The following is a 22,421-nucleotide window of genomic DNA, read 5'->3' as shown; positions in this document are numbered from 1 at the left end:
CCGAAAGGCGACTCGGACGGCGGCTCAGCCTGCGGCTCAGAAGGCCTTGCGGAAGCGGGCGTAGGCCTTCTGCGGGTCCGCCATGAAGGTCCACGGCCACTCGGTGTACACGCCCTCCAGCTCGCGGAAGACATTGGAGGCCGTGCTGCTGCCCGCCAGCGAGAGGGCCATGGCGAAGATGTTGTAGTCGCCCTGCCAGCCCAGGCGGCGTTCGTATGCGTGGTGCAGGATGCTGCGCTCCGCGGCTTCCCTCAACTCGGTCCGGATCCGCGGATGTTGCAGGCAGTCGTGGTCGTCGGACTCCACCCACTCCTCGACCCGTGCCATGGCGACGGCACAGCCGAGACGGTGCCCGTCGGGCGCTCCGGCGAAGGCCTTGCGGGCGAACTCCAGGGCCTGGCCCGGCTCTCCGCCCCAGCGGGGCTGGAGCTGCGACACCCACTCCAGGTGGATGTCCAGGTCCAGCGGGTCACGGCGCAGACCGGCCGCGAGCCGGGCCTCCTTGACGCTGTCGTCGACGGACATGCCGCGCCCGGAGGTGAGCAGATGGCGCCACGGCGTGATCCAGTCGGGCCGCAGTTCGGCGGCCCCGAGCAGGTGCTCCTCGGCGATGCGCAGCCGCTCGTAGAAGGTCTGCCACTGTTCGCGGCCGACGTCCACGGCACGGGCGGACGTGCGTGCCTCCCAGCCCCAGGCGACATGGCGCGCACCCGATATCAACAGTGCCGTCGCCCGGAGCTCCTTGTCGTCCTTGTCCTCCTCGGCGGCCCGGACGATCCACTCCTCCACGCCGTCCACATCGGTCAGTTGCCCCAGGACCGCCTGATCGTGGCCGAGGTCGAAGGGGGCCAGCGCCGCCTTGACCGCCGTCCAGTCACCCGCGTCGGCCGCCTCGACCAGTGCGAGCACCCGGGCGTCTCCCAGCGCGCGCAGCGCGTACGTCCCGTGCTTCTGCTTGAGCGGGGGAAGGGCCTGCGGATGCGCCGCCGGTCTCTCCGCACTTCTCCCGAACAGCCTGCCCAACATGCCGCGCCCTCCCCTGGTACCGCGTGATCGTGAGGGGCAGCATAAACGGCACCACCGACACCGCTTCCACAGGGTTTTCACCGGTGCTCCGCGGCGCCGGGTACTGGGCCAAACCACGGTCCCGTGACACGTGAATCACAGCCCGCGCCCCTACGTTCCCGTGCCCATGACAACGAGGCTCTCTGCGAAGAGGCAGAGCAACCACAAGAAGAACAACCACAAGCAGAGCGACCACAAGCTGAGCAACCACCGGAAGCACAGGGCCCGTCGGGTCCTGACCCTCGGCACCATCGGCGCCTTAGCCTTCGGCGCGAGCGTCGCGGCCATGGCATCGGCGGCCGGCCCGAGCACGACCGCTGCCGCCGACTGTGCGTCCGGCATCACCTTCACCCGCTCGGACACGTCGGCGGCGGTCGGCGACAACCCCCGGCACGTGGTGACCGGCGACCTCGACGGCGACGGGAACGCGGACGTCGTCGCGGCGGACAACGACGCCGACGCGGTGTCGGTCCTGCTGGGCACCGGCGACGGCACCTTCGGCGAGGCCACCGCGTACACGGTCGGCGACAAGCCGTACCAGACCGTCATCGCCGACCTCGACGCCGACGGCTCCCCGGACCTCGCCACCGCCGACTTCGACGGCGGCACCGTCAGCGTCCTGCCCGGAAACGGCGACGGCACCTTCGGGGACGCCACCCGGTACACGGTCGGCGGCGGCGCCCGCTCTCTCGTCCCGGGCGACATCGACGGCGACGGAAACCTGGATCTGGCGGTGGCCGAGGAGTCGGGCGGCGGTGTCAGTCTGCTGCTCGGCGACGGCACGGGATCGTTCACGGTCGACCTCGAAGCGGTCACCGTGACCCGGCCGCACGGCCTGGCCCTCACCGACTTCGACGGGGACGGCGACCTGGACGTCGCCACCGCGAGCGTCGCCACCGCCGGCGGCGTCAGCGTGGCACTCGGCAACGGCGACGGCACCTTCGGCGACGTCACGCAGTACGCCAGTGTCGCCCGGCTGTACTCCATCGCCCCCGGCGACTTCGACGGGGACGGCGAGACCGACCTGGCCACCATCAGCAACGGCTCCAACACCCTGGAGATCTTCACGGGCAACGGCGACGGCACCTTCGACGACTCCGTCGCCTACACCACCTCCGCCCTGCCGGTCTCCGTGAACGCCGCCGACCTCGACGGCGACGACGTGACGGACGTCCTGGTCTCCTCCCTGAACGGGGACTCCGTCACCGTCTTCCAGGGCACGTCGGGAGGTGCCCTGACCGAGCTGGCCGAGCTGACCGGGGACGGCGCCTACGAGGCGGCGGCCGCCGACCTGACCTCCGACGGCACCCAGGACCTCGTGGTGGCGAGCAGCGCCGACGACCAGGTCGACGTCTTCACCGGTTCCTGCGACTGAGTCGGCCGGGAAACCGCCCCGTACCTCCACCGAAAGGCCTCCCCCCGGTGGAGGTGCGGGGCATCATGACCATCGCGGCCGGTGTGATCAGCTGCCCGCCCGCGCCCCAGTCTGTATAACTGTGAAAAAATTACCCATACAGCATCAAACTCATACGGCATCAAAGGAGAATCCTCGTGAGCAGCCCTGCCGACGAACTCGGCTACGGGAGCCTGCGGCTCGACCGCACCGGCCAGGCCGAGGCCTTCGACGCCATCGGCGACCGCTACGACGAGGCCTTCCCGCACAAGGAGGGCCAGGTCGCGTCCGCCGAGTGGCTGACCAGGTCCCTGCGGGCCGGGTCACGCGTGCTGGACCTGGGCTGCGGCACCGGGATCCCGACCGCACGCCAGCTGGCGGAGGGCGGCCTGGACGTCGTCGGGGTCGACCTGTCGGACCGGATGGTCACGCTCGCCCGGCAGCACGTGCCCACCGGGACGTTCCACCGGGCCGACATCGCGGATCTGCGGCCCGACGGCCCTCGGGACCTCGGCCGCTTCGACGCGGTGACGGCCTTCTTCGCCCTGCTCATGCTGCCGCGGGCCGAGATTCCGCTCGCCGTGCGGACCATCCACCACCTGCTCGTTCCGGGCGGCCTGTTCGCGCTGTCGATGGTCGAGGCGGACGTGGACGACTTCTCGATCCCGTTCATCGGCAGCACCATCCGGGTGTCCGGCTATCTCCGGGACGAGCTGCGCGAGGTCGTGGAAGGTGAGGGCTTCGAGATCGTCGAGGAGTCCACGTTCTCCTACGCTCCCGCGTCCGTGGACGTGCCGCCCGAGGTGCAGATCTTCCTGCGCTGCCGACGGCGTGACTGACAGCTCCTGAACAGCCCGCCCGGCGCGGGCCCGCACGGCCGGAAGGACACGCGTGACGAAGCAGCCCGGAGCCGATGGCGGCCCCGGCGGGCAGGCGGCCGGTGTGCACGAGCCGTCCGGTGCCCCGCGTCGGCCCGGGCGCCCCGCGCCGTCCTCGAAGTCGGGCAGGGCACGCGCGGCCGAGGGCCCCGAGGACGGCGGCGCGGCCATGCGCCCGCCGCCCCCGAAAGCGCCCGCCGGACGCCCCCTCGCCTCCGAGCCGCAGACCGACAGGCTCCGCTATCTCGACGCGGCGACCCGGCGGATCGCCCGCGGCATGAACCTCGACGAGACGCTGGACGAACTGTGCCGGGCGGCCGTCCCGGCCTTCGCCGACTCGGCGTTCGTCCATCTGTACACACCGCTTCCGGTGGGCGACGAGCCCCACGCCGACCCCGGTGTCCTGCGGCTGCACACCACGGACCCGCCCCCGGCGGCCGCCACCGTCCGGGCCGCCGAGGTCGTGCGCCCGGCAGACGGCGGCCCGCTCACCGAGCTGCTCCAGGCCGGACGGCCGGTCTTCGGGAACACTCCGGGTCTGCGTCCCGTGGTGGCCGAGCTGCTGGGGGTGGCGAACGCGCCGGGGGCGGTGCCGCCCGGACGGCGGCTGATCATCGCTCCGCTGCACGGTCGTAGCCATGTCATGGGCAGCGTCGTGCTGATCCGCGGCCCCGGGCGGCCGGATTTCACCTACGACGATCTCCTCGTCGCCTCCCAGCTCGCCACCCACACCGCTCTGGGCATCCACAAGGCGGTGCTCTACGCGCGCGAGGCGGCCGTCGCGGACGCGTTGCAGCGCACCATGCTCCCGGCGTCCCTGCCCACACCGACCGGAGTGGGGCTGGCCAGCCGCTATCTGCCGTCCTCGCGGACCGCGCAGGTCGGCGGCGACTGGTACGACGCGATCCCGCTGCCCGGCAACCGCGTCGCACTGGTCATCGGCGATGTGATGGGCCATTCCATGACGTCGGCCGCGATCATGGGCCAGCTGCGCACCATCGTGCAGACCCTCGCCGGGCTCGACCTCTCCCCCGACGAGATCCTGCACCATCTCGACGAGCAGGCGGAGCGGCTGGGCAGCGAGCACACGGCGACCTGCCTGTACGCCATGTACGACCCGGTGCTGCACCGGCTGCTGATGTCGAGCGCCGGCCATCCGCCGCCCGTGCTGCTGCATCCCGACGGCAGCACGGAGGTCGTGCGGGTGCCGCCGGGGGCGCCGATCGGTGTCGGCGGCGGTGGCTTCGAGTCCGTCGAGACGCACGCACCGGCCGGCGCGACCCTGCTGCTGTACACCGACGGTCTGGTGGAGTCCCGCGACTCGGATGTGATGACCGGGGTGGAGCGGCTGTGCGCGCGGCTGCGGGCGGGCGCCGCGGGCGCCGCGGCCCCGACGTTGGAGGAGCTGTGCGACCAGGCGCTCGGGACGGTGGGGTCGGGTGACCGGGACGACGACATCGCGCTGCTCGCCGCCCGGTTCGAGGGCATCCTGCCGGACACGGTCGCCTACTGGTACCTGGCTCCGCGTCCGCAGACCGCGGGACAGGCCCGGCGGCTGACCCGCAGGACACTGCGCCAGTGGGGGCTGGAATCCCTGCTGGAGTCCACCGAGCTGCTGGTCAGCGAGGTGGTGGCGAACGCCGTGCGGTTCGCCGGCCGGCCGATCACCCTGCGGCTGCTGCGCACCGACGTGCTCCGCTGCGAGGTGGAGGACGACTCGACGGTGGTGCCGAGGATGCGGCACGCGCAGTTGAGCGACGAGGGCGGCCGGGGGCTGTTCCTGGTCGACCAGCTGGCGGAGCGCTGGGGGGCGACCAGGGTGAGCACGGGCAAGGTGGTCTGGTTCGAACAGCCGCTGCCCGGCGGTCGGGACCTCGGCTGATCGGCGGTGTTCACCGCTGCGCCGGTTCGTACGTCAGCTGCTTGACCTGGCGCAGTGTGAGCGTGGTCTCGACGGACTGCACGCCTTGCAGGGCGCCGATCTTCTCGCTCAGGTAGGCGTAGAGCTCGCCGGTGCCGCGGCAGAGCACCGACACCACGAGGTTGGCCTGGCCGGTGATCGCCGCCGCGAAGCGGACCTCGCGGTGCTCCCCCAGGGCCTCACCCACCTGTGCGAGGGCGGCGGGTGCCACGCTGAGCCAGAGCATCGCGCCGACGCCCTGACCGAAGGGTTCCGTGTCGTGCTGGATGTCGAAGTAGAGGAGCCCCGAGGAGCACAGCCGGTCCAGACGGCGTTTGACGGCGGACTCCGACTGGCCTGTCGCGGACTGGAGTTCGCTGTAGGTGGCCCGGCCGTCCTGGCGCAGGACCGCCACCAGGGCCTCGTCGTCGGCGTCGAGGGTGTCGGGGCTGTCCGGCGGTTCCGGCGGCGGCGGGCGCAGCGCCTCCTCCTCGGCCGCGTCCAGGGCCTGGATCTTGTCGAGCCAGCCGAGCGGACCGCCGTAGAAGATGTGCAGCAGACAGTGGGCGCTGACGGACACGACGCGGGGTGTGCGCTGGAGGCGGTCGAAGAGGAGTTCGTCGCGGTCCTTGCGGCTGCGGGGTCTCATCGCGCACAGCACCTCGGTGCCGCCCGAGATGAGGTCGATGTAGGAGGTGTCGGGCCGGCGGGCGAGGGCGTTGGCCAACTGTTCGGCCACGTCGGGGGTGCAGCGCATCCGCACGATCCAGGTGGCGCGGCCGAGTCTGCTCTCGTCGACGATCCCGACCACGCGCAGACCGGCGGTGGTGCGCAGCCGCCGCATGCGGCGCGCGACGGTCTGGTCGGACACGCCGAGCACGTCGCCGATGCGGTTGTACGGCGCCCGTGCGTCCAGTTGGAGAGCCTGCATCAGCTTCAGGTCCAGCGCGTCCAGCGGCCGGGAGTCCACGGTGGCCCTCCTTGTTCGGGGGTGGTCGATCGACGGTACGTCGCCGGGGCCGGCTGCTCCTGTTGTGGGGCCCGGGACCGTCGTACGCGGTCCCGGGCCCGAAGTCACTCTCCCGTGCCGCTCCCCACCGGCACCGCCGAAGGGGCCGAACCGCCGGCCACGACAGACGCTGTGCGCCCGGGCCGGCGCAGCAGCAGTGCTCCTACGGCGGCGGCGAGCAGCGTCAGGACGGCCGCGACGACCAGGCACAGGTGCAGCCCGTCCAGGAACGCCTCGGAGAGCGCGCCGAGGACGCGCGGTGTGTCGGCGCCGAGGTCGAGCCCGCCGACCGCGCCGATGCCGTCGTGCTCGGCGACCGCGGTGACCTGCTGTGCGGTCCGCCCGGTCACCCCGGCGTCCGCGAGATGGCCCGGCAGGGCGTCGACCGCCCGGGTCGAGAGCAGCGCGCCCAGGATCGCGGGGCCGAGCGCGCCGCCGACCTGGCGGAAGGCGTTGTTGCCGGCGGCGGCCATGCCGGCCTGCTGGAAGGGCACCGCGCTGACGGCGGTCGCGGTCATCGGTGTGATGACGAACGCCAGGCCGAAGCCGAGCAGCGCCAGCCGCCAGGCCAGCGACCCGAAGGAGGTGTCCGCGTCGATGTCGGTGAGGGACAGCAGGGCGGCCGAGGTGACCAGCAGCCCGCCGGGGATGAGCAGGCGCGGCGAGACGCGGTGCATGAGGCGGCCGACGGGGGCGCCGAGCACCAGCGGGACCATGGTCACCATCAGCAGGCGCCAGGCCGCGTCGAGTGTGGACAGCTGCTGGACCATGCCGAAGTAGAGGCTGAGAGCGAAGAAGAAGCCGATCAGACCGAGGAAGCTGATCATGGCGATCAGGGTGGTGGCGGTGAAGGCCGGGCTGCGGAAGAGCGTCAGATCCAGCATGGGGCTGCTGCTCGCCCGCTCCACCAGGACGAACGCGACGGCGCCGACCACGGCGGTGGACAGCGCGACCATGACCGCGGGGTCGGTGAAGGAGGTGGCGCCGCCCTCGATGATCCCGTAGACGAGGGCGGTGATCGCGAGTGCCGCGGTGAACTGGCCGGGCCGGTCCAGGCGGCGCGAGCCGGGCGCGCGGGAGTCGGTGAGGAGCTTCGCGGCGCAGGCCATGGCCAGCAGGGCGGCGGGGATCGGCAGGAGGAAGATCCAGCGCCAGGCGACATGGCCGAGGAGGGTGCCGGAGATGACCGGGCCCAGCGCGAGGGCGGCCATCAGGGAGGTGGCCCACAGTCCGATGAACTTCCCGCGCTCGCGCGGGTCGGGGACGGCGTGGCTGATCAGGGCGAGGGTGGTGGGCAGCAGCGCGGCCGCGCCCAGGCCGGCCAGCGCCTGGCCGATCCAGAGGACCTCGACGGAGGGCGCGCACAGGGCGACGAGTGCGCCCAGGCCGCTGAGGGCGAGCCCTGCCTGGTAGACCTTCTTGCGGCCGTGGACGTCGCCGAAGACGCCCGCGGTGAGGATGAGGGCGGCCATGGGCAGGACGAACGCGTCGGAGACCCAGGACAGTTGGGACGTCGAGGCGTCCAGGGCCCGCTGGATCGCGGGCAGGCTCACCGAGACGCTGGTCACCGGCAGATAGGCGACGAACACGCCGACGCAGGCCATGGCGAGCGTGGCGGCGCGGCCTTCCCGCGGCGGGTGCGCCGTGGTCGTGGCATTCACTGAGTTCTCTCCTTGCGGCACCGAAGGGCGCTGGGGTGTGGGGGGCGTCGAACACCTTCGGCCCGCCGATCACGCGAAGCCAGCCACCGCCCTCCGGAACCCGGATATCCGACATCCACCCCCGGCTCCCGCCGGATGTTCGACACCCCACCCCCTCCCGAAAATACCCCCTGGGGTATCTCTGTTACGGTGGGAGTCAGATACCCCGGGGGGTAATTTCCCACGAAGGAGTCAACCGTGTTCTTTGTCGACGCCCTGGAGACCGAGGGGCTGGGCAACCGCAGCCATCTGGCCGGCGGGACCCGCGCCGCGGTGGTCGTGGATCCGCCGCGGGACATCGACCGCGTGCTCGCCGAGGCGGCCCGGCGCGGAGTGCGGATCGTGGCCGTCGCCGAGACGCATGTGCACAACGACTACGTGAGCGGCGGTCTGGAGCTGGCCCGGCTCACCGGGGCCCGCTATCTGGTGCCGGCCGGGGCCGAGGTGGCGTACGCGCGCGTGCCGGTCGCCGACGGACATGTGGAGCCCCTCGACGAGGGTCTCGCGCTGCGGGCCGTGGCCACTCCGGGGCACACCCCTCACCACACCTCGTACGTGCTGGAGGAAGGCGGACGCGCGGTGGCCGCCTTCACCGGCGGTTCGCTGCTGATCGGCAGCGTGGGCCGGCCCGACCTCGTCGAGCCGCGGCTCACCGAGGAACTCGCCCGGGCGCAGCACGCGTCCGTGCACCGGCTGGCCGCGGAGCTGCACGACGAGGTGGCGGTCATGCCGACGCACGGCTTCGGCAGCTTCTGCTCCTCCTCCCGGACGGACGGGACGCACAGCACCATCGGCGCCGAGAAGGCCTCCAACCCCGCACTCGTCCAGGACGTCGACAACTTCGTCACGACCTTGCTGGCCGGGCTCGACGACGTGCCCGCGTACTACGCCCACATGGGTCCGGCCAACGCCGGCGGCCCCGCCGCGGTGGACCTCACGGCCCCGCGCCGCGCCGACGCCGACGAGATCGCCCGACGGCTCGCGGCCGGGGAGTGGGTCGTGGACCTGCGCAACCGGGTGGCGTTCGCCGCCGGGCATGTGGCCGGGTCGCTCAACTTCGAGGCCGACGGACAGCCGGCCACGTATCTCGCGTGGATGATCCCGTGGGGCAGGCCGGTGACTCTGCTCGCGGAGAGCGCCGAGGACATCGGGCGCGCCCAGCGGGAGCTGACCCGGGTGGGCATAGACCGCCCGGCCGCGGCGGCCGTCGGCGGCCCGGCCGACTGGATCTCGGACGGGACCCGGCCCGCCTCCTTCGCGCGCGGGACGTTCGCCGATCTGGCCGCCGCCCGGGCACGCGGCGAGGACGTGATCGTGGTCGACGTGCGCCGGGACAGCGAGCGCGCGGACGGCTGGATCGAGGGCAGCGTCCACCTCCCCGTCCACCAGCTGCACCGGCGCCTGGCCGAGGTGCCCGACGGCACGGTGTGGGTGCACTGCGCGGGAGGGATGCGTGCCGCCATCGCCGCGTCCGTGCTCGACGCCGCCGGACGTGAGGTGGTGGCCGTCGACGACGGGTACGCCGCCGCGGCCGAAGCGGGGCTCGCCCTCGTCACCCGGGGGAACTGACGATGGACGACTCCTCTCGCTGTCGCGTCTCCGTCGCCGAGGCGCACCGACTGCTCCGGGACGGCGCGGCCGTGCTGGTCGACGTCCGCGAGCCGGACGAGTTCCGGGCCGGTCACGTACCCGGCGCACTGCACGTACCGCTGTCCCGGGAGCTGCCCGACAGCGGGGACATGATCCTCATCTGCCGCTCGGGCAACCGTTCCCGGCAGGCCGTCGCCCTGCTGGCCGCGCGGGGGGTCGAGTGCGTCGACGTCATCGGCGGCATGCGGGACTGGGCCGCACAGGGCCTGCCCGTCGAGGACGCGTACGGGGCGGCCGGGGTCGTCATATGACCGCGCTCGTCCTGGCGCTGCTCGCCGGCGCCCTGGTCGGCCTGGCGCTGGGTTCGCTGGGGGCGGGCGGGAGCATCCTCACCGTCCCGGCCCTTGTCTACCTGCTCGGTTTCAGCCCCGCCGCGGCGACCACGGCGAGCCTGGTCATCGTGATCGTCACCTCGGTCACCGCGCTGGTGGCCCACGCCCGCCGCGGCGCGGTGCGCTGGCGGGCCGGGCTGCTGTTCGCGGCGGCCGGACTGCTGCCGGCCGCCGGCGCGGGCGCCCTGTCCGCACGGGTCCCGGAGGCCCTGCTGACGCTGATGTTCGCGGCGCTGGCCGCCCTGGCCGCCGTACAGATGCTGCGTCGCCGCACGCCGCGCGTGGCCGGCCGGGCTTCGGCGGCACGGGCCGCCGGAGCCGGTGCCGGGCTGGGCGCGGTGACCGGGTTCCTGGGGGTCGGCGGCGGTTTCCTGGCGGTGCCGGCGCTGGTGACGGTGCTGGCGGTGCCGATGAGCGCGGCGGTGGGGACGAGTCTGCTGGTCATCGTGGCCAACGCGCTCGTGGCCCTGGCGGCCCGCGCGCACAGCGCCGCCGGCCTGGACTGGGCGCTGATCATGCCGTTCCTCGCGACCGCGGTCCTGGGCGCCTGGGACGGCAGGCGGCTGGCCGCGAAGGTCTCCGCGGCCGCGCTGCAACGTGTGTTCGGAGCCGTGCTCCTGGCGGTCGCCGCGACGATGTCCGTCACGGCCTTCCGGTGACGCCTCAGGCCAGGGAGAGGAAGAGCTTCTCCAGTCGGGCGCGCATCTGCGCGGAGTCCCGCACCTCGGGGTCCTCGCTGGTCATGCACTGCTCCAGGCCGGTCGCGATGATCGCGAAGCCGGCCCGGTCCAGGGCCTTCGAGACCGCCGCGAGCTGGGTGACGACGTCCTCGCAGTCCCGGCCCTCCTCGATCATCCGGATGACTCCCGCGAGCTGCCCCTGAGCCCGGCGCAGCCGGTTGAGCGCGGACTTCAGCTCCTCGGCGGACATGTCGAGCTGCACGTTTCCTCCTCCTTTATACCCCCGTGGGTATCCTACCGTGCGGGGCAACGCCTCATCGAAGGGTTCTGTTCCATGACCACCGCCATCACCGTGGCCCCCGCCCGCCTGGGCGAGTTCACCGTCATCGACGTGCGCACCCCGGGCGAGTACGCCGGCGGGCATGTCCCCGGCGCCCACAACATCCCGCTGGACCGGCTCGACCAGGCCGCGGGCGCCCTGCGGACGGCCGCCGCACGCGGGCCGCTGCTGGTCGTCTGCGCCTCCGGGGCCCGGTCCGAGAAGGGCTGCGACCGGCTGGCGGCGCTGGGCGTCGAGGCCGTCTCCCTGGACGGGGGCACCGGCGCCTGGGCGGCGGCGGGGCACCCGGTCGAGCACTCGGCGGGCTCCCGCACACCCTGGCCCATGGACCGTCAGGTCCGCCTCACCGCCGGTTCCCTGGTCCTCGCCGGCTTCGTCGCGGGTCTGGCCCGGCCGCCCGCCCACCGGCTGTCCGGGCTGATCGGCGCCGGGCTGCTCTTCTCCGCGGTGACCGACACCTGCGGCATGGCGGCCCTGCTGGGCCGGCTGCCGTTCAACCGGCGGGTCGCTGGCGCGGTGTCCTTCCAGGAGACGTTGGCGCGTCTGGCCGCGTGAGCGGTTCTGCGTGCGGGATGGGCGGTGGTCGCGTACGACTGGAGGGACATCGTCGCCTCCCATCCCACGGAGAGCCATGAACGACCCCGCTCCCCAGGCCCGTGCCTCCGCGCTGCTCGGCCGCCCCAAGCTGTGGGTGATGCCCGCCGTCCTGAGCGGACTGCTCGCCCTGCTGCTGTCCCTGCTCTACATGGGCGGCATCGTCAATCCGCAGGGCGACCTCAAGGACCTGCCGATCGCGCTGGTCAACGCAGACACCGGCAAGCCGCCGGCCGGGCAGGAGCAGAACCTGGGGACGCAGATCGCCACGGCGATCATGTCGGACACGTCGAGCGACAAGGCCGACTGGCGGCAGCTCACCCGGGCGCAGGCCCAGGACGAGCTGGACTCGGGCAAGGTCTACGGCGCCCTCGTCATCCCCGCCGACTTCACCGCCTCCGTCGGCGCCCTCACCACCACCGGTGCCACCGCGCGGCCGACCCTCACGGTGCTCACCAACCCCGGCAAGGGCAGCCTCGGCTCCTCCCTCGCCGGCCAGATCACCACGCAGACGGCACACCAGGCCTCGCAGACCATCGGCAAGGAGCTCACCCGATCGGCCCCGCGGGCCGACGCGACGCAGAAACTGCTGCTCGCCGACCCCGTGGCCGTCGCCACCGAGGTGGGCCACCCCCTCGGCGCCCACAGCGGTCTGGGGCTGACCGCCTTCTACTACACGCTGCTGCTCGTCCTGGCCGGCTTCATGGGCGGCAACATCATCAGCAACGGCGTCGACACCGCCCTCGGCTACGCCGACAACGAGATCGGGCCCTGGCACACCCGGCTGCCCACCGTGCCGATCAACCGCACCCAGACGCTGCTGCTGAAGATGGCGATGACCGCGGGCATCACCGTGATCACCGTCTCCCTGGTGATGCTCGCCTGCGTCACGATCCTGGACATGGACGCGACCCATCTCCCGCTGCTGTGGATCTACTCCTACTGCGCGTCGCTCGCGGTCGGCCTGGGTGTGCAGGCGATCAACGCCGCGTTCGGCGGCATCGGACAGCTCGTGTCGATGTTCGTGTTCATCGTCCTGGGCCTGCCGTCCTCGGGCGCCACCGTCCCGCTCCAGGCGGTGCCGGCCTTCTACCGTTTCCTGTCCCACTTCGAGCCCATGCGCCAGCTCGGCGACGGCGTCCGCGCGATCCTCTACTTCGACGCGCGCGGCGACGCCGGCCTCACCCGCGCCTGGACGATGACCGCGCTCGGCGCCGCCCTCGGCATCCTCTTCGGCTTCGCGATGGCCGCCTACTACGACCGCAAGGGCCACAAGCGCCTGACGCCGCAGCCCGCCTGAGACGGGCCGCGACGCCAGAGGCGGGTCACTTCGTGCCGAGTGCCGTGCGCAGGGTCGCGACGGCCTGGCCGATCGCCGCCTCCGCCGCGTGGGTTCCGCGCAGGGCGTCGAGCATCACGAAGTCGTGGATGATGCCCTGGTAGCGGACGGCCGTGACGGGCACGCCGGCCTCGCGGAGCTTGTGGGCGTACGCCTCGCCCTCGTCGCGCAGGACGTCGGCCTCGCCGGTGATGACCAGGGCCGGGGGCAGACCGGTGAGCTGCTCGGTGGTCGCCCGCAGCGGGGAGGCGGTGATCTGGGCGCGCTCGGCCTCGTCGGTCGTGTACTGGTCCCAGAACCACTGCATGGCGTCGCGGCGCAGGAAGTAGCCCTCGGCGAACCGGTGGTAGGAGCCGGTGTCGAAGGCGGCGTCGGTGACCGGGTAGAAGAGCACCTGCTGGACCAGCGGGACGTCGCCGCGCTGCTTGGCCATCAGGGTGAGCGCGGCGGTCATGTTGCCGCCGACGGAGTCCCCGGCGACCGCGATGCGCGAGGCGTCCAGGTTCTTCGAGGCGCCTTCGTCCACGACCCACTTGGCGACGGTGTAGTTCTGTTCGATCGCGACGGGGTAGCGGGCCTCGGGCGAGAGGTCGTACTCGGGGAAGACGACCGCGGCGTTCGCGCCGACGGCGAGTTCGCGCACGAGGCGGTCGTGGGTGTGGGCGTTGCCGAAGACCCAGCCCGCGCCGTGGATGTAGACGATCACCGGGAGTGTGCCCGCGGCGCCCGCGGGGCGGACGATCCGGGCGCGGACGCTGCCGGTGGGCCCGCCGGACACGGTGATCCACTCCTCGTCGACGGCGGGCTTGGCGATGTCGCCGGACTGCACCTCGTCGACGGCCTTGCGGCCCTCGGCCGGGCCCAGGTCGAAGAGGTACGGCGGGTTCGCGGTGGCCTCGGCGAAGGCCTGGGCGGCGGGTTCGAGAACGGGGCGGGTGCCGGTCTGGTCGGACATGGCGATCTCCTCGGGAGAGGTGCCGCGGGCGCGCTCCATGGACGCTGTTCGCCAGGAGCGGCGGCACATCCACGACTGTAGCGCTCGACTTAGTCGTGCACAACTTAATCGAGCTCGATCTCTTATGGCCCGACTGTTTATGGCCCGATAGAATCGGAAGGACTCGACCGAAGGAGCCAGGCCATGAGCGCTGCCGAACCGGAGCACGACGGCTCCCTGCTCCTCGACGACCAGCTGTGCTTCGCCCTCTACGCCGCTTCCCGCGCGGTCACCGCCCGCTACCGGCCCCTGCTGGACGAGCTGCGGCTGACCTACCCGCAGTACCTGGTCATGCTCGTGCTCTGGGAGCAGGACTCCATCTCGGTACGCGATCTGGGGATCGCGCTCCAACTGGAGTCCAGCACCCTCTCCCCGCTGCTCAAGCGCCTGGAGGCGAACGGCCTGCTGCGCCGCGAACGCCGCCCCGAGGACGAACGCTCGGTCTCCCTCACCCTCACCGACGCGGGAGCCGAGCTGCGCGACCGGGCACAGACGGTTCCGGTGGCCATCGGCGACGCCATGGGCCTGACCCCCGAACAGGACGCCACGGCCAAGCAGTTGCTCCGTCTGCTCACCGCCAACGTGGGCGAGGTCTGACCCGGGCCCTCGGCGGGGGTGCAACCTTCTCGCAACGTGGCGCGTGCTGCGCTGGTGCGCATGTATGAGGAGACCCCGCGCGTCGAGCTCACCCCCGCGGCCGCCGATCTGCTGCGCCGGCTGCACGAGGCGCACGGCCCGCTGATGTTCCATCAGTCCGGCGGCTGCTGCGACGGCAGCGCCCCCATGTGCTACCCGGCGGGCGAGTTCCGCACCGGCGGCTCGGACGTGCTGCTCGCGGAGCTGGAGGTCGAGGGCGTCGCGGAGGCGGTGACGTTCTGGATGTCGCGCAGCCAGTTCGAGGTGTGGAGCCACACCCGGTTGATCGTCGACGTCGTCGAGGGGCGGGGCAGCGGCTTCTCGCTCGAAGCACCCGAAGGAGTGCGTTTCCTGATCCGTTCCCGTCTTCTCGGCGCCTAGACACACTGCCGTCTGGTGCACTTCCTCTGAGTCCTGGGACAGTTGACGAGACCTCAGGGGGGACTGTGACGCTTCGTCAGAACAGGTTCCGAGCAGGCAGAGCGGTACTGACGTTCCTCACGGCATGCGGTGCGCTGGCCGGTACGGTCCTGACGGGGGCGGCACCGGCCGGCGCCGCGCAGAGCGCCGTCCGGATCGCGTCGGGCGTCACGTACCGGCAGTACGACATCCAGGCGGCCAAGGGCCCCACGCGCGTCCACGTGCTCACCGTCAACCTGCGCGATCCGCACGTCCGCCTCGACCTGCTGCATCCGGGAGCGGTCGCCGCGCGGGCGCCCGTCTCGCAACTGGCGGACGCCCAGGGCGCCGTCGCGGGCGTCAACGGCGACTTCTTCAACATCACCGAGACCCAGCACCCGGGCGTCGAGGCGACCGGCGCGAGCGTGGGCCCGGCCGTCGCGCGCGGCCGTACGCTCAAGGCGGCGGTGCCCGACGGCCAGCGTTTCGGCCCCGCGATGCCCGCGGGCACGTCCACCAGGAACGTGCTCGGCATGGGGGTCGACCGCCGGGCCCGGCTCGACAGCCTGTCCCTGTCCGGCTCCGTCTGGACTCCCTGGACACGGCTGCCGCTGGGCGGGCTCAATCAGTACGCGCTCCCGGTGGACTCCGTCGGCGCCTTCACCAGCGCCTGGGGCAGCGCCTCCCGGGTGCGTGCCACCTGCGGCACGGACACCGACCGGGCCGCCCCGTGCAGCACGGACACCTACGAGGTGACGGTCCGTCGGGGCCGGGTCGTGGCGGCCGCCGACACCCCGGGCAGCGGTCCCGTCGCCGCGGGCACCACCGTGCTCGTCGGCCGGGAGGCGGGCGCCCGGCAGCTGCGCAAGCTCTCCGTCGGCGAGCGGGTACGGATCCAGCACTCCCTGGTCGCGTCCGCGACCAGGGTCCCGTACCGCTTCGCCATCGGCGGCTACCCGGTCCTCGACGACGGACAGCCGCTGCCCGGACTGGATCGCACGACCGCGGCCGTGCGCACCGCCGTGGGCATCGCGGACGGCGGCCGGCGGGTGCTGCTGCTCGCGGTGGACGGCGCGGTCGCGTACCGCACGGGTCTGACCGTCGCCGAAGTCGCGGACACCATGAAGGGGTTGGGCTCGGCCGACGCCTTCAGCCTGGACGGCGGCGGATCGTCGACGCTGGTCTCCCGCGATCCCGGGGCGGCCGCCGTGTCGGTGCGCAACCACCCCGCCGGCGGGGCCGAACGCCCCGTACCGAACGGCATCGGGGTCTTCTCGACCGGATGAACCTCAGGGCCTCAGGCTGCTGACGATGTCCGCCGTCGCCGTGAGGCCGCTGTGGATGGTCGGGGCGATGCTCGTACTGGCCATGTAGAAGCCGAGCAGTGCGCAGACCAGTGCGTGCGAGACCTTCAGCCCGCCGTTGCGCAGGAAGATCACCGCCAGGATCAGCAGCAACATCACCACAGAGATGGAAATCGCCATCGTCGGCCTCCTCCGCCACGCCATTACGTCCGGTTCACGGCGTTCGGCCGTAAGTGTGGCGTAGCGGAGGGTTCGTCCGTGCGGCTGACCTGTCCGCCGAACGTGTGGTGTCTACGCCGACCGGTGGGCGTCCAGGAAGGCCTCCAGGCCGGCCAGGTCGTCGGTGTTGAGGTAGTCGACGCCGGCGGCGAGCAGTTCGCCCCACAGCGCGTCGCGCGCGGGACCCGCCAGGTCCGGCGTGGCCCAGAAGCGCACCTTCTGCCCGCGGCCATGGGCGGCCCGGACGATGCCGCGCAGCTTCTGCCGCTCGGCGTCGGGAAAGGCTCCCACGCCCTGCCAGGTGAAGTTGAGCGTCCAGTTGTCGCTGATCAGCGAGATGAAGGAGGCGGGCGCCGCGCTGCCGAGGTCGGCGAGGCGACCGTCGTAGAAGGCCCGTCGTACGGTCTGCGCCTCCATGGGCGCGCGGGCGGCGCGGTCGCCGGAGATGACGGCGGTGACCGGGCCGGGCAGGACACGGCCGTGGGTGTACGTGGTGAACAGGTGCTTGTGGCGCCGCAGCTGCCGGTCGAGTTCGAGGTACGTCGAGGAGCCCTCGGTCTTGATGTCGATGAGCAGCTGGAGGGGCGCCCGGTGCCCCCGGTACACCGAGCCGCGGTTGGCCTTCACGCGGGCGGCCAGCGGGGCGAGGTAGAGGGACTCCAGGGTGCGGGTCGGGTCGAGGTCGTCCGCCGTGTGGCCGATGAGCAGTTGGTCGCCGACGAGGAAGATGTCGGCCTCGACGCTGCCGAAGCGGTGGTCGAGGGCGTCGAGGAGGGGGCGGGGGTGCTCGTAGTCGTTGTGGGCGTGGGCCCGCCACAACGGCCGCGGGCGGTGCTGGTGTTCCCCCGCGAACGCGTCGGTGGCGGGCAGGGCGACGGCGCCCGCGAGGGCGGCGCCGAGGGTGGTGAGGGCTCTGCGACGGGTGGTGAGGGCCATGCCTGCCTCCCTTTGAGGGCGGTACGGGACACCGGCGAGTATGGGGTCGCCGATCCCTCAAAGGGCATGCTCGTGACAGGAGTTGGCCGGACTGCCGCTGTCCGTTCATCGCGTCCGCGCGGGGCACACGAAAAAGCCCGCCCCAGGTGGGGCGGGCTTTCCCTGGTGAACGTCAGGGGGCCTGGAGGTCCACTAGTTCGGCCAGTGCGGCACGGTGGGCGCCCGCGGTGCCGTAGGCGAGGGAGTCGGCCTTCGCCCGCTTGAGGTACAGGTGGACCGGGTGCTCCCATGTCATACCGATGCCGGCGTGCAGTTGCAGGGCCTCCTCGGCGGCGTGCACGGCGACGGAGGCCGCGTAGGCCTGGGCGACGGCGACCGCCACAGCTGTTTCCGTTTCGGACTCACCGCTCGCCAGCGCGTCGGCCGCGTTGCGGGCCGCGGCCCGCAGGCTGACGACCTCCAGCCACAGCTGGGCGAGCCGGTGCTTGAGCGCCTGGAACCCGCCGACGGACCGGTTGAACTGCTTGCGCTCCTTCAGGTAGCGCACGGTCTCGGTCAACGTCCAGTCGGCGATGCCGAGTTGCTCGGAGGCGAGCAGCCCGGCACCGGACCGCAGGGCCCGTCGTACGGCGGGTTCGGCGTCGCCCAGGAGACGACCGGGCGCACCGTCCAGGGTGACGGTCGCCAGCGGCCGGGTCAGGTCAAGGGACACCTGCGGGGTGACGGTCGCGGCGGCAGCGTCCACCGCGTACAGCCCGCCGTCGTCCGCCGGGACCAGCAGCACATCGGCGGCCACGGCGTCCGCGATGCCGGTCAACTCCCCGTGCAGGGAGCCGTCTTCATGGCGTACGACCTTGTAGGCGCCGCCCGCGGCGATGTGCAGCGAGACGGCGAGGGCGCCGATCCTGCGCCCCGACGCCAGCTCGGCGAGCAGGTCCTCGGTGCCACAGGCCAGCAGCGCCTCGGTGGCGACGACGGCACTGGTCAGGTACGGCACCGGGGCGACCGCGCGCCCCAACTCCTCCAGGACGACGGCGGCTTCACGGTGCGTGGCACCCTGGCCGCCCTGCGCCTCCGGCACCAGGAGACCGGCGAGGCCCATGCCGTCCGCGAGGGCCTTCCACGCCGCCAGGTCGTGCGGGGCGTCGGACTCGGTGCGGGCGATGACGCCGGGGGCGTCGCAGTGGTCGGCGAGCAGGTCCCGTACGGCGGACCGCAGGGCCTCTTCCTCCTCCGAGTACAGCAGGTCGGGCTGTGTGGTCACCGGGCCAGGTCCTTCCATGCGACGTCCTTGTCGGTGCGCGGTTCCGAGGGCAGGCCCAGGACACGCTCGGCGACGATGTTGAGCAGGACCTCGCTGGTCCCGCCCTCGATGCTGTTGCCCTTGGAGCGGAGGTAGCGGTAGCCGGCGTCGCGGCCGACGAAGTCCACCATTTCGGGCCGGCGCATGGTCCAGTCGTCGTACAACAGGCCTTCCTCGCCGCGGAGTTCGACCTCCAGGCCGCTGATCTCCTGGTTGAGGCGGGCGAAGGCGAGCTTCATGCCGGCGCCCTCGGGGCCGGGCTGGCCCAGGGCGAGCTGCTGGCGCAGGCGTTCACCGGTGAGCCGGGCGACCTCGGCCTCGACCCAGAGCTTCAGCAGGCGCTGGTGCAGATCGTGGGTACGCAGTTCGGGGCGCTCGCGCCAGGTCCTGGAGACCGGGCCGATCATGCCGCCCTCGCGGGGCAGCCGCATGCCGCCGATGGCGACGCGCTCGTTGTTGAGCGTGGTCTGGGCGACCCGCCAGCCGTCACCGATCTCGCCGAGGCGGCGGGAGTCGGGGATGCGGACGTCGGTGAGGAAGACCTCGTTGAACTCGGCCTCGCCGGTGATCTGGCGCAGCGGCCGCACCTCGACGCCGGGGTCGGTCATGTCGCACAGGAAGTACGTGATGCCCGCGTGCTTGGGCACGTCCGGGTCGGTGCGGGCGATGAGGATGGCCCAGCGGGCGTTGTGCGCGCTGGACGTCCACACCTTCTGGCCGTTCACCACCCACTGGTCGCCCTCGCGGACGGCACGAGTGCCGAGCGCGGCCAGGTCGGAGCCGGCGCCGGGCTCGCTGAAGAGCTGGCACCAGACCTCCTCCCCCGTCCACAGCGACCGCAGGAGCCGCTTCTGCTCCTCGGTGCCGTACTTGAGGATCGTCGGCGCGGCCATGCCGAGGCCGATGCCGTTGCGCCGGGGGTCGTTGTCGGGGGCGCCCGCGGCCTCCAGTTCGGCGTCCACGACGGCCTGGAGGGAGCGTGCGGCGCCGAGTCCGCCGAGGCCCTCGGGGTAGTGGACCCACGCGAGACCGGCGTCGAAGCGGGCCTCCAGGAAGTCCAGGCGCTCCGTCGCGGCGGGCGGGTGCGCGGCCAGCAACTCCGCTGTGCGGCGCTTGAGTTCGGCGGCGTCGGTCATGCGGCGGCTCCGTTCGGCAGAATCGTGACCCGTCCGGTGGTCACCCCGTCGGCGACCCGCTGCACGGCCGCCGCGGCTCCCTCCAGCGGCACGCGCTCGCTCACCAGGGGCTTGATCGCGCCGCGGGCGGCGAGTTCGGTGAGCTGCTCGTGGCAGTGCTGGACGAGTTTCGGGTTCTTGGTGTTGTACAGGCCCCAGTGCAGGCCGAGGATCGCGTAGTTCTTCACGAGGGAGTGGTTGAGGCCGGGGCTGGGGATGGTCCCGCTCGCGAAGCCGACGACCACGATCCGCCCTTCGAAGGCGACGACCTTGGTGGACTGCGTGTAGGCCTCGCCGCCGACCGGGTCGTAGATCACGTCGGCGCCCCGGCCGCCGGTGGCCTCCTTCACGGCGCCGACGACGTCCTCGGCCCGCCGGTCGATCACGACGTCGCAGCCCAGCTCCCGTGCCACCACGGCCTTGTCGGCACCGCCGACCACACCGATGACGGTGGCCCCGGCCGCCTTCCCGAGCTGTACGGCCGCGCTGCCGACCCCGCCGGCGGCGGCGTGCACGAGCAGTGTCTCGCCCGCCTCCAGTCGCGCCCGCCGGTGCAGACCGAACCAGCCCGTCTGGTACCCGATGTGCAGCGCGGCGGCCTCGGCGTCGTCCAGCGACTCCGGCGCGGGCAGGAGAGCGGCGGCATCGGCGACGGCGTACTCGGCGAAACCGCCGTACGGCAGCGCGGGGTTGGCGATGACCCTGCGTCCGTCCTCGGTCTCGCCGCAGATCTCCACGCCCGGGGTGAACGGCAGCGGCGGCCGGACCTGGTAGTGGCCGCGGGCCATCAGCACGTCCGGGAAGTTGATGTTCGCGGCACGCACCTTCAGCAGGACCTGGCCGTCGCCGGGCGTCGGGGTCGCCACCTCCGCGAGGCGCATCACCTCGCCCGGCTCGCCGTTCTCGTGCACTTGCCATGCCTGCATGCGGTGCCTCCACGCGACTACGTCGTACGACCTGGGGTAGTCGCATACTAAGCGGTCGCTTGTCGTTCAGGGAACAGTAGCGTGGGTCACGACCCCTTCGGCTTCGCCCGGACGTGCATCCGCTCCCCCTGCGGCCCGAACAGACTCAGGAACTCCGCGGGCCCCTCCCCCGTCGACCCGAACCAGTGCGGCACCCTCGTGTCGAACTCCGCCGCCTCACCGGCCGTCATCACCACGTCGTGGTCGCCGAGGACCACCCGCAGCCGGCCCGCCAGCACGTACAGCCACTCGTAGCCCTCATGGGTACGCGGTTCGGGCTCCTCCTGGCGCTGCGGCACCAGCACCTTGTACGCCTGGAGGCCACCGGGCTGCCGGGTGAGCGGCCAGTACGTCCGCCCGTGCCGCACAAGAGGCCGGCTCCGGACCCTCGGGTCCTCCACCGCCGGCGTGCCGACCAGTTCGTCCAGCGGCACCTGGTGCGCCTGTGCGATCGGCAGCAGCAGCTCCAGGCTGGGCTTGCGCAGACCGGACTCCAGCCGGGACAGGGTGCTCACGGAGATGCCGGTCGTCTCGGACAGCGCCGCGAGCGTCACCTCCCGGTCCTTGCGGAGCCGCCGCAGTCTGGGGCCGACCTCGGCGAGAACGTCATCGGTAGTCATGCCCGATATTGCAGAATCGGCAAAGAAGTTTGTCAATCCCGCACCGGTCCGGGGACGGTGTCGGTATGACCGAGACATACGAAGTGATCGTCATCGGCGGCGGCGCCGCGGGTCTGTCGGCGGCTCTGGTCCTGGGCCGGGCCCGGCGCCGCACCCTGGTGGTCGACGCGGGCGAGCCCCGCAACGCACCCGCCGCCCATATGCAGGGCTATCTGACGCGGGACGGCATGCCGCCCGCCGAGTTCCTGGCGACCGGCCGGGAGGAGATCGCGCGGTACGGCGTCGAGCTGGTCCGGGACCATGCGGTGGACGTCACCGGGGACTTCACCGTGACGCTGGCGAGCGGACGCACGGTCCAGGCCCGTCGCCTCGTCGTCGCGACCGGCCTCAAGGATGAGCTCCCGCCCGTCCCCGGAGTCGCCGAGCGCTTCGGCCGGGACGTGCTGCACTGCCCGTACTGCCACGGCTGGGAGGTCCGCGACCAGGCCTTCGGCGTGCTGGCCACCACCCCGCTGAGCGTGCACCAGGCGCTGATGGTGTCGCAGTGGTCGAAGGACGTGACGCTGTTCCTGCACACGGTCGGCGCGGCCGAGCTGTCCGGCGACGACGTGCGCAGGCTCTCGGCGGCGGGTGTCCGAGTGGTCCCGGGCGAGGTGCGGGAGCTGGTCGTCGAGAACGACCGGTTCACCGGCGTACGTCTCACCGACGACACGACGTACGACCGCGAGGTGCTGTTCGTCGCACCGCGCGCCGTCCCGCAGAACGGCCTGCTGGAGAAGCTCGGCGCCGAGTTCCGCGAGACACCGTTCGGCGCGTATCCCGTGCTGGACGAGACCGGGCGGACGACAGTGCCGGGCGTGTGGGCGGCGGGCAACGTGATGGGCTTCGGCGAGCAGGTCGTGAACGCGGCGGCAGGCGGTTACCGGGCCGGCGCCACGATCAACGGGGACCTCCTGATGACCGACCTGGACACGGCTTCCCGGGTGTAGA

The 22,421-nt window shown here is 72.4% G+C and carries 23 protein-coding genes; 12 read left to right on the top strand and 11 right to left on the bottom strand.

The window, feature by feature from the left end:
* Nucleotides 1-36: 36 nt before the first annotated feature.
* Complete coding sequence (locus HLK59_RS15265; protein WP_171141965.1) at nt 37-1,026, bottom strand: hypothetical protein; 990 nt, start codon at nt 1,024-1,026, stop codon at nt 37-39.
* 166 nt (nt 1,027-1,192) lie between these two features.
* Here HLK59_RS15265 and HLK59_RS15260 point away from each other — a divergent pair, with 166 nt between their 5' ends.
* The 3 genes from HLK59_RS15260 (at nt 1,193) to HLK59_RS15250 (ending at nt 5,218) form a co-directional block, all read left to right on the top strand.
* The gene (locus tag HLK59_RS15260; RefSeq protein WP_171141964.1) at nt 1,193-2,440 is read left to right on the top strand and encodes a VCBS repeat-containing protein; all 1,248 of its coding nucleotides are present in this window, start codon (nt 1,193-1,195) and stop codon (nt 2,438-2,440) included.
* A 170-nt stretch (nt 2,441-2,610) separates the two neighbouring features.
* Nucleotides 2,611-3,297: a class I SAM-dependent methyltransferase gene (locus HLK59_RS15255; protein ID WP_171141978.1), complete on the top strand. Its 687-nt coding sequence runs from the start codon at nt 2,611-2,613 to the stop codon at nt 3,295-3,297.
* 208 nt (nt 3,298-3,505) lie between these two features.
* Nucleotides 3,506-5,218 (top strand): SpoIIE family protein phosphatase, encoded by a 1,713-nt coding sequence (locus tag HLK59_RS15250; RefSeq protein ID WP_171141979.1) that lies wholly within the window; start codon nt 3,506-3,508, stop codon nt 5,216-5,218.
* A gap of 10 nt (nt 5,219-5,228) precedes the next feature.
* On the opposite strand, the gene HLK59_RS15245 is transcribed toward HLK59_RS15250, so the two are convergent.
* Entirely contained in the window at nt 5,229-6,206 is a 978-nt protein-coding gene (locus HLK59_RS15245; protein WP_171141963.1) for an Lrp/AsnC family transcriptional regulator, read from the bottom strand.
* 104 nt (nt 6,207-6,310) lie between these two features.
* Nucleotides 6,311-7,849: an MFS transporter gene (locus HLK59_RS15240; RefSeq protein ID WP_171141977.1), complete on the bottom strand. Its 1,539-nt coding sequence runs from the start codon at nt 7,847-7,849 to the stop codon at nt 6,311-6,313.
* A 294-nt stretch (nt 7,850-8,143) separates the two neighbouring features.
* Here HLK59_RS15240 and HLK59_RS15235 point away from each other — a divergent pair, with 294 nt between their 5' ends.
* Genes HLK59_RS15235 through HLK59_RS15225 form a run of 3 tightly spaced genes read left to right on the top strand, consistent with a single transcriptional unit; the run spans nt 8,144 to nt 10,586 of the window.
* Nucleotides 8,144-9,514, top strand: a complete 1,371-nt coding sequence (locus HLK59_RS15235; protein WP_171141962.1) for an MBL fold metallo-hydrolase — start codon at nt 8,144-8,146, stop codon at nt 9,512-9,514.
* A 2-nt stretch (nt 9,515-9,516) separates the two neighbouring features.
* A complete protein-coding gene (locus HLK59_RS15230) occupies nt 9,517-9,846 on the top strand; it encodes a rhodanese-like domain-containing protein (protein ID WP_171141961.1) in 330 nt (109 codons plus the stop codon).
* Entirely contained in the window at nt 9,843-10,586 is a 744-nt protein-coding gene (locus tag HLK59_RS15225; RefSeq protein WP_171141960.1) for a sulfite exporter TauE/SafE family protein, read from the top strand. Before HLK59_RS15230 ends, HLK59_RS15225 begins: the two co-directional genes overlap by 4 nt.
* A 4-nt stretch (nt 10,587-10,590) precedes the next feature.
* Here HLK59_RS15225 and HLK59_RS15220 read toward each other — a convergent pair whose 3' ends face one another.
* Nucleotides 10,591-10,869 (bottom strand): metal-sensitive transcriptional regulator, encoded by a 279-nt coding sequence (locus tag HLK59_RS15220; protein WP_171141959.1) that lies wholly within the window; start codon nt 10,867-10,869, stop codon nt 10,591-10,593.
* Nucleotides 10,870-10,941: 72 nt separating this feature from the next.
* Here HLK59_RS15220 and HLK59_RS15215 point away from each other — a divergent pair, with 72 nt between their 5' ends.
* Nucleotides 10,942-11,502: a rhodanese-like domain-containing protein gene (locus HLK59_RS15215; RefSeq protein ID WP_171141958.1), complete on the top strand. Its 561-nt coding sequence runs from the start codon at nt 10,942-10,944 to the stop codon at nt 11,500-11,502.
* 76 nt (nt 11,503-11,578) lie between these two features.
* Entirely contained in the window at nt 11,579-12,841 is a 1,263-nt protein-coding gene (locus HLK59_RS15210; protein WP_171141957.1) for a DUF3533 domain-containing protein, read from the top strand.
* A gap of 25 nt (nt 12,842-12,866) precedes the next feature.
* Here the strand turns inward: HLK59_RS15210 and HLK59_RS15205 are convergent, their stop codons facing one another.
* A complete protein-coding gene (locus HLK59_RS15205) occupies nt 12,867-13,835 on the bottom strand; it encodes an alpha/beta hydrolase (protein WP_171141956.1) in 969 nt (322 codons plus the stop codon).
* Nucleotides 13,836-14,018: 183 nt separating this feature from the next.
* Here HLK59_RS15205 and HLK59_RS15200 point away from each other — a divergent pair, with 183 nt between their 5' ends.
* The 3 genes from HLK59_RS15200 to HLK59_RS15190 all read left to right on the top strand — a co-directional run bounded on the left by HLK59_RS15200 (nt 14,019) and on the right by HLK59_RS15190 (nt 16,195).
* A complete protein-coding gene (locus HLK59_RS15200) occupies nt 14,019-14,471 on the top strand; it encodes a MarR family transcriptional regulator (RefSeq protein WP_171141955.1) in 453 nt (150 codons plus the stop codon).
* Nucleotides 14,472-14,531: 60 nt separating this feature from the next.
* Nucleotides 14,532-14,891, top strand: a complete 360-nt coding sequence (locus HLK59_RS15195) for a DUF779 domain-containing protein (protein ID WP_171141954.1) — start codon at nt 14,532-14,534, stop codon at nt 14,889-14,891.
* A gap of 65 nt (nt 14,892-14,956) precedes the next feature.
* Complete coding sequence (locus tag HLK59_RS15190; RefSeq protein WP_171141953.1) at nt 14,957-16,195, top strand: phosphodiester glycosidase family protein; 1,239 nt, start codon at nt 14,957-14,959, stop codon at nt 16,193-16,195.
* Between the two features lie 3 nt (nt 16,196-16,198).
* On the opposite strand, the gene HLK59_RS15185 is transcribed toward HLK59_RS15190, so the two are convergent.
* The 6 genes from HLK59_RS15185 to HLK59_RS15160 form a co-directional block, all read right to left on the bottom strand.
* The gene (locus HLK59_RS15185; RefSeq protein WP_046257273.1) at nt 16,199-16,393 is read right to left on the bottom strand and encodes a hypothetical protein; all 195 of its coding nucleotides are present in this window, start codon (nt 16,391-16,393) and stop codon (nt 16,199-16,201) included.
* 111 nt (nt 16,394-16,504) lie between these two features.
* Complete coding sequence (locus HLK59_RS15180) at nt 16,505-17,368, bottom strand: phosphatidylinositol-specific phospholipase C/glycerophosphodiester phosphodiesterase family protein (RefSeq protein ID WP_171141952.1); 864 nt, start codon at nt 17,366-17,368, stop codon at nt 16,505-16,507.
* A gap of 172 nt (nt 17,369-17,540) precedes the next feature.
* Complete coding sequence (locus tag HLK59_RS15175; protein WP_171141951.1) at nt 17,541-18,650, bottom strand: acyl-CoA dehydrogenase family protein; 1,110 nt, start codon at nt 18,648-18,650, stop codon at nt 17,541-17,543.
* Entirely contained in the window at nt 18,629-19,807 is a 1,179-nt protein-coding gene (locus tag HLK59_RS15170; protein ID WP_171141950.1) for an acyl-CoA dehydrogenase family protein, read from the bottom strand. The genes HLK59_RS15175 and HLK59_RS15170 overlap by 22 nt, the downstream gene beginning before the upstream one ends.
* Nucleotides 19,804-20,772: an NADPH:quinone oxidoreductase family protein gene (locus HLK59_RS15165; protein WP_171141949.1), complete on the bottom strand. Its 969-nt coding sequence runs from the start codon at nt 20,770-20,772 to the stop codon at nt 19,804-19,806. Before HLK59_RS15165 ends, HLK59_RS15170 begins: the two co-directional genes overlap by 4 nt.
* 86 nt (nt 20,773-20,858) lie before the next feature.
* The gene (locus HLK59_RS15160; RefSeq protein WP_171141948.1) at nt 20,859-21,431 is read right to left on the bottom strand and encodes an XRE family transcriptional regulator; all 573 of its coding nucleotides are present in this window, start codon (nt 21,429-21,431) and stop codon (nt 20,859-20,861) included.
* Nucleotides 21,432-21,496: 65 nt separating this feature from the next.
* Between HLK59_RS15160 and HLK59_RS15155 the strand changes: the two genes are divergently transcribed.
* The gene (locus HLK59_RS15155) at nt 21,497-22,420 is read left to right on the top strand and encodes an NAD(P)/FAD-dependent oxidoreductase (RefSeq protein WP_171141947.1); all 924 of its coding nucleotides are present in this window, start codon (nt 21,497-21,499) and stop codon (nt 22,418-22,420) included.
* The last annotated feature ends 1 nt before the right edge of the window (nt 22,421 follow it).

Source organism: Streptomyces sp. S3(2020), assembly GCF_013044505.1.
GTDB lineage: Bacteria > Actinomycetota > Actinomycetes > Streptomycetales > Streptomycetaceae > Streptomyces.
Note: the sequence above shows the minus strand (reverse complement) of the source record. Positions and strands in the feature narration are given on the sequence as shown.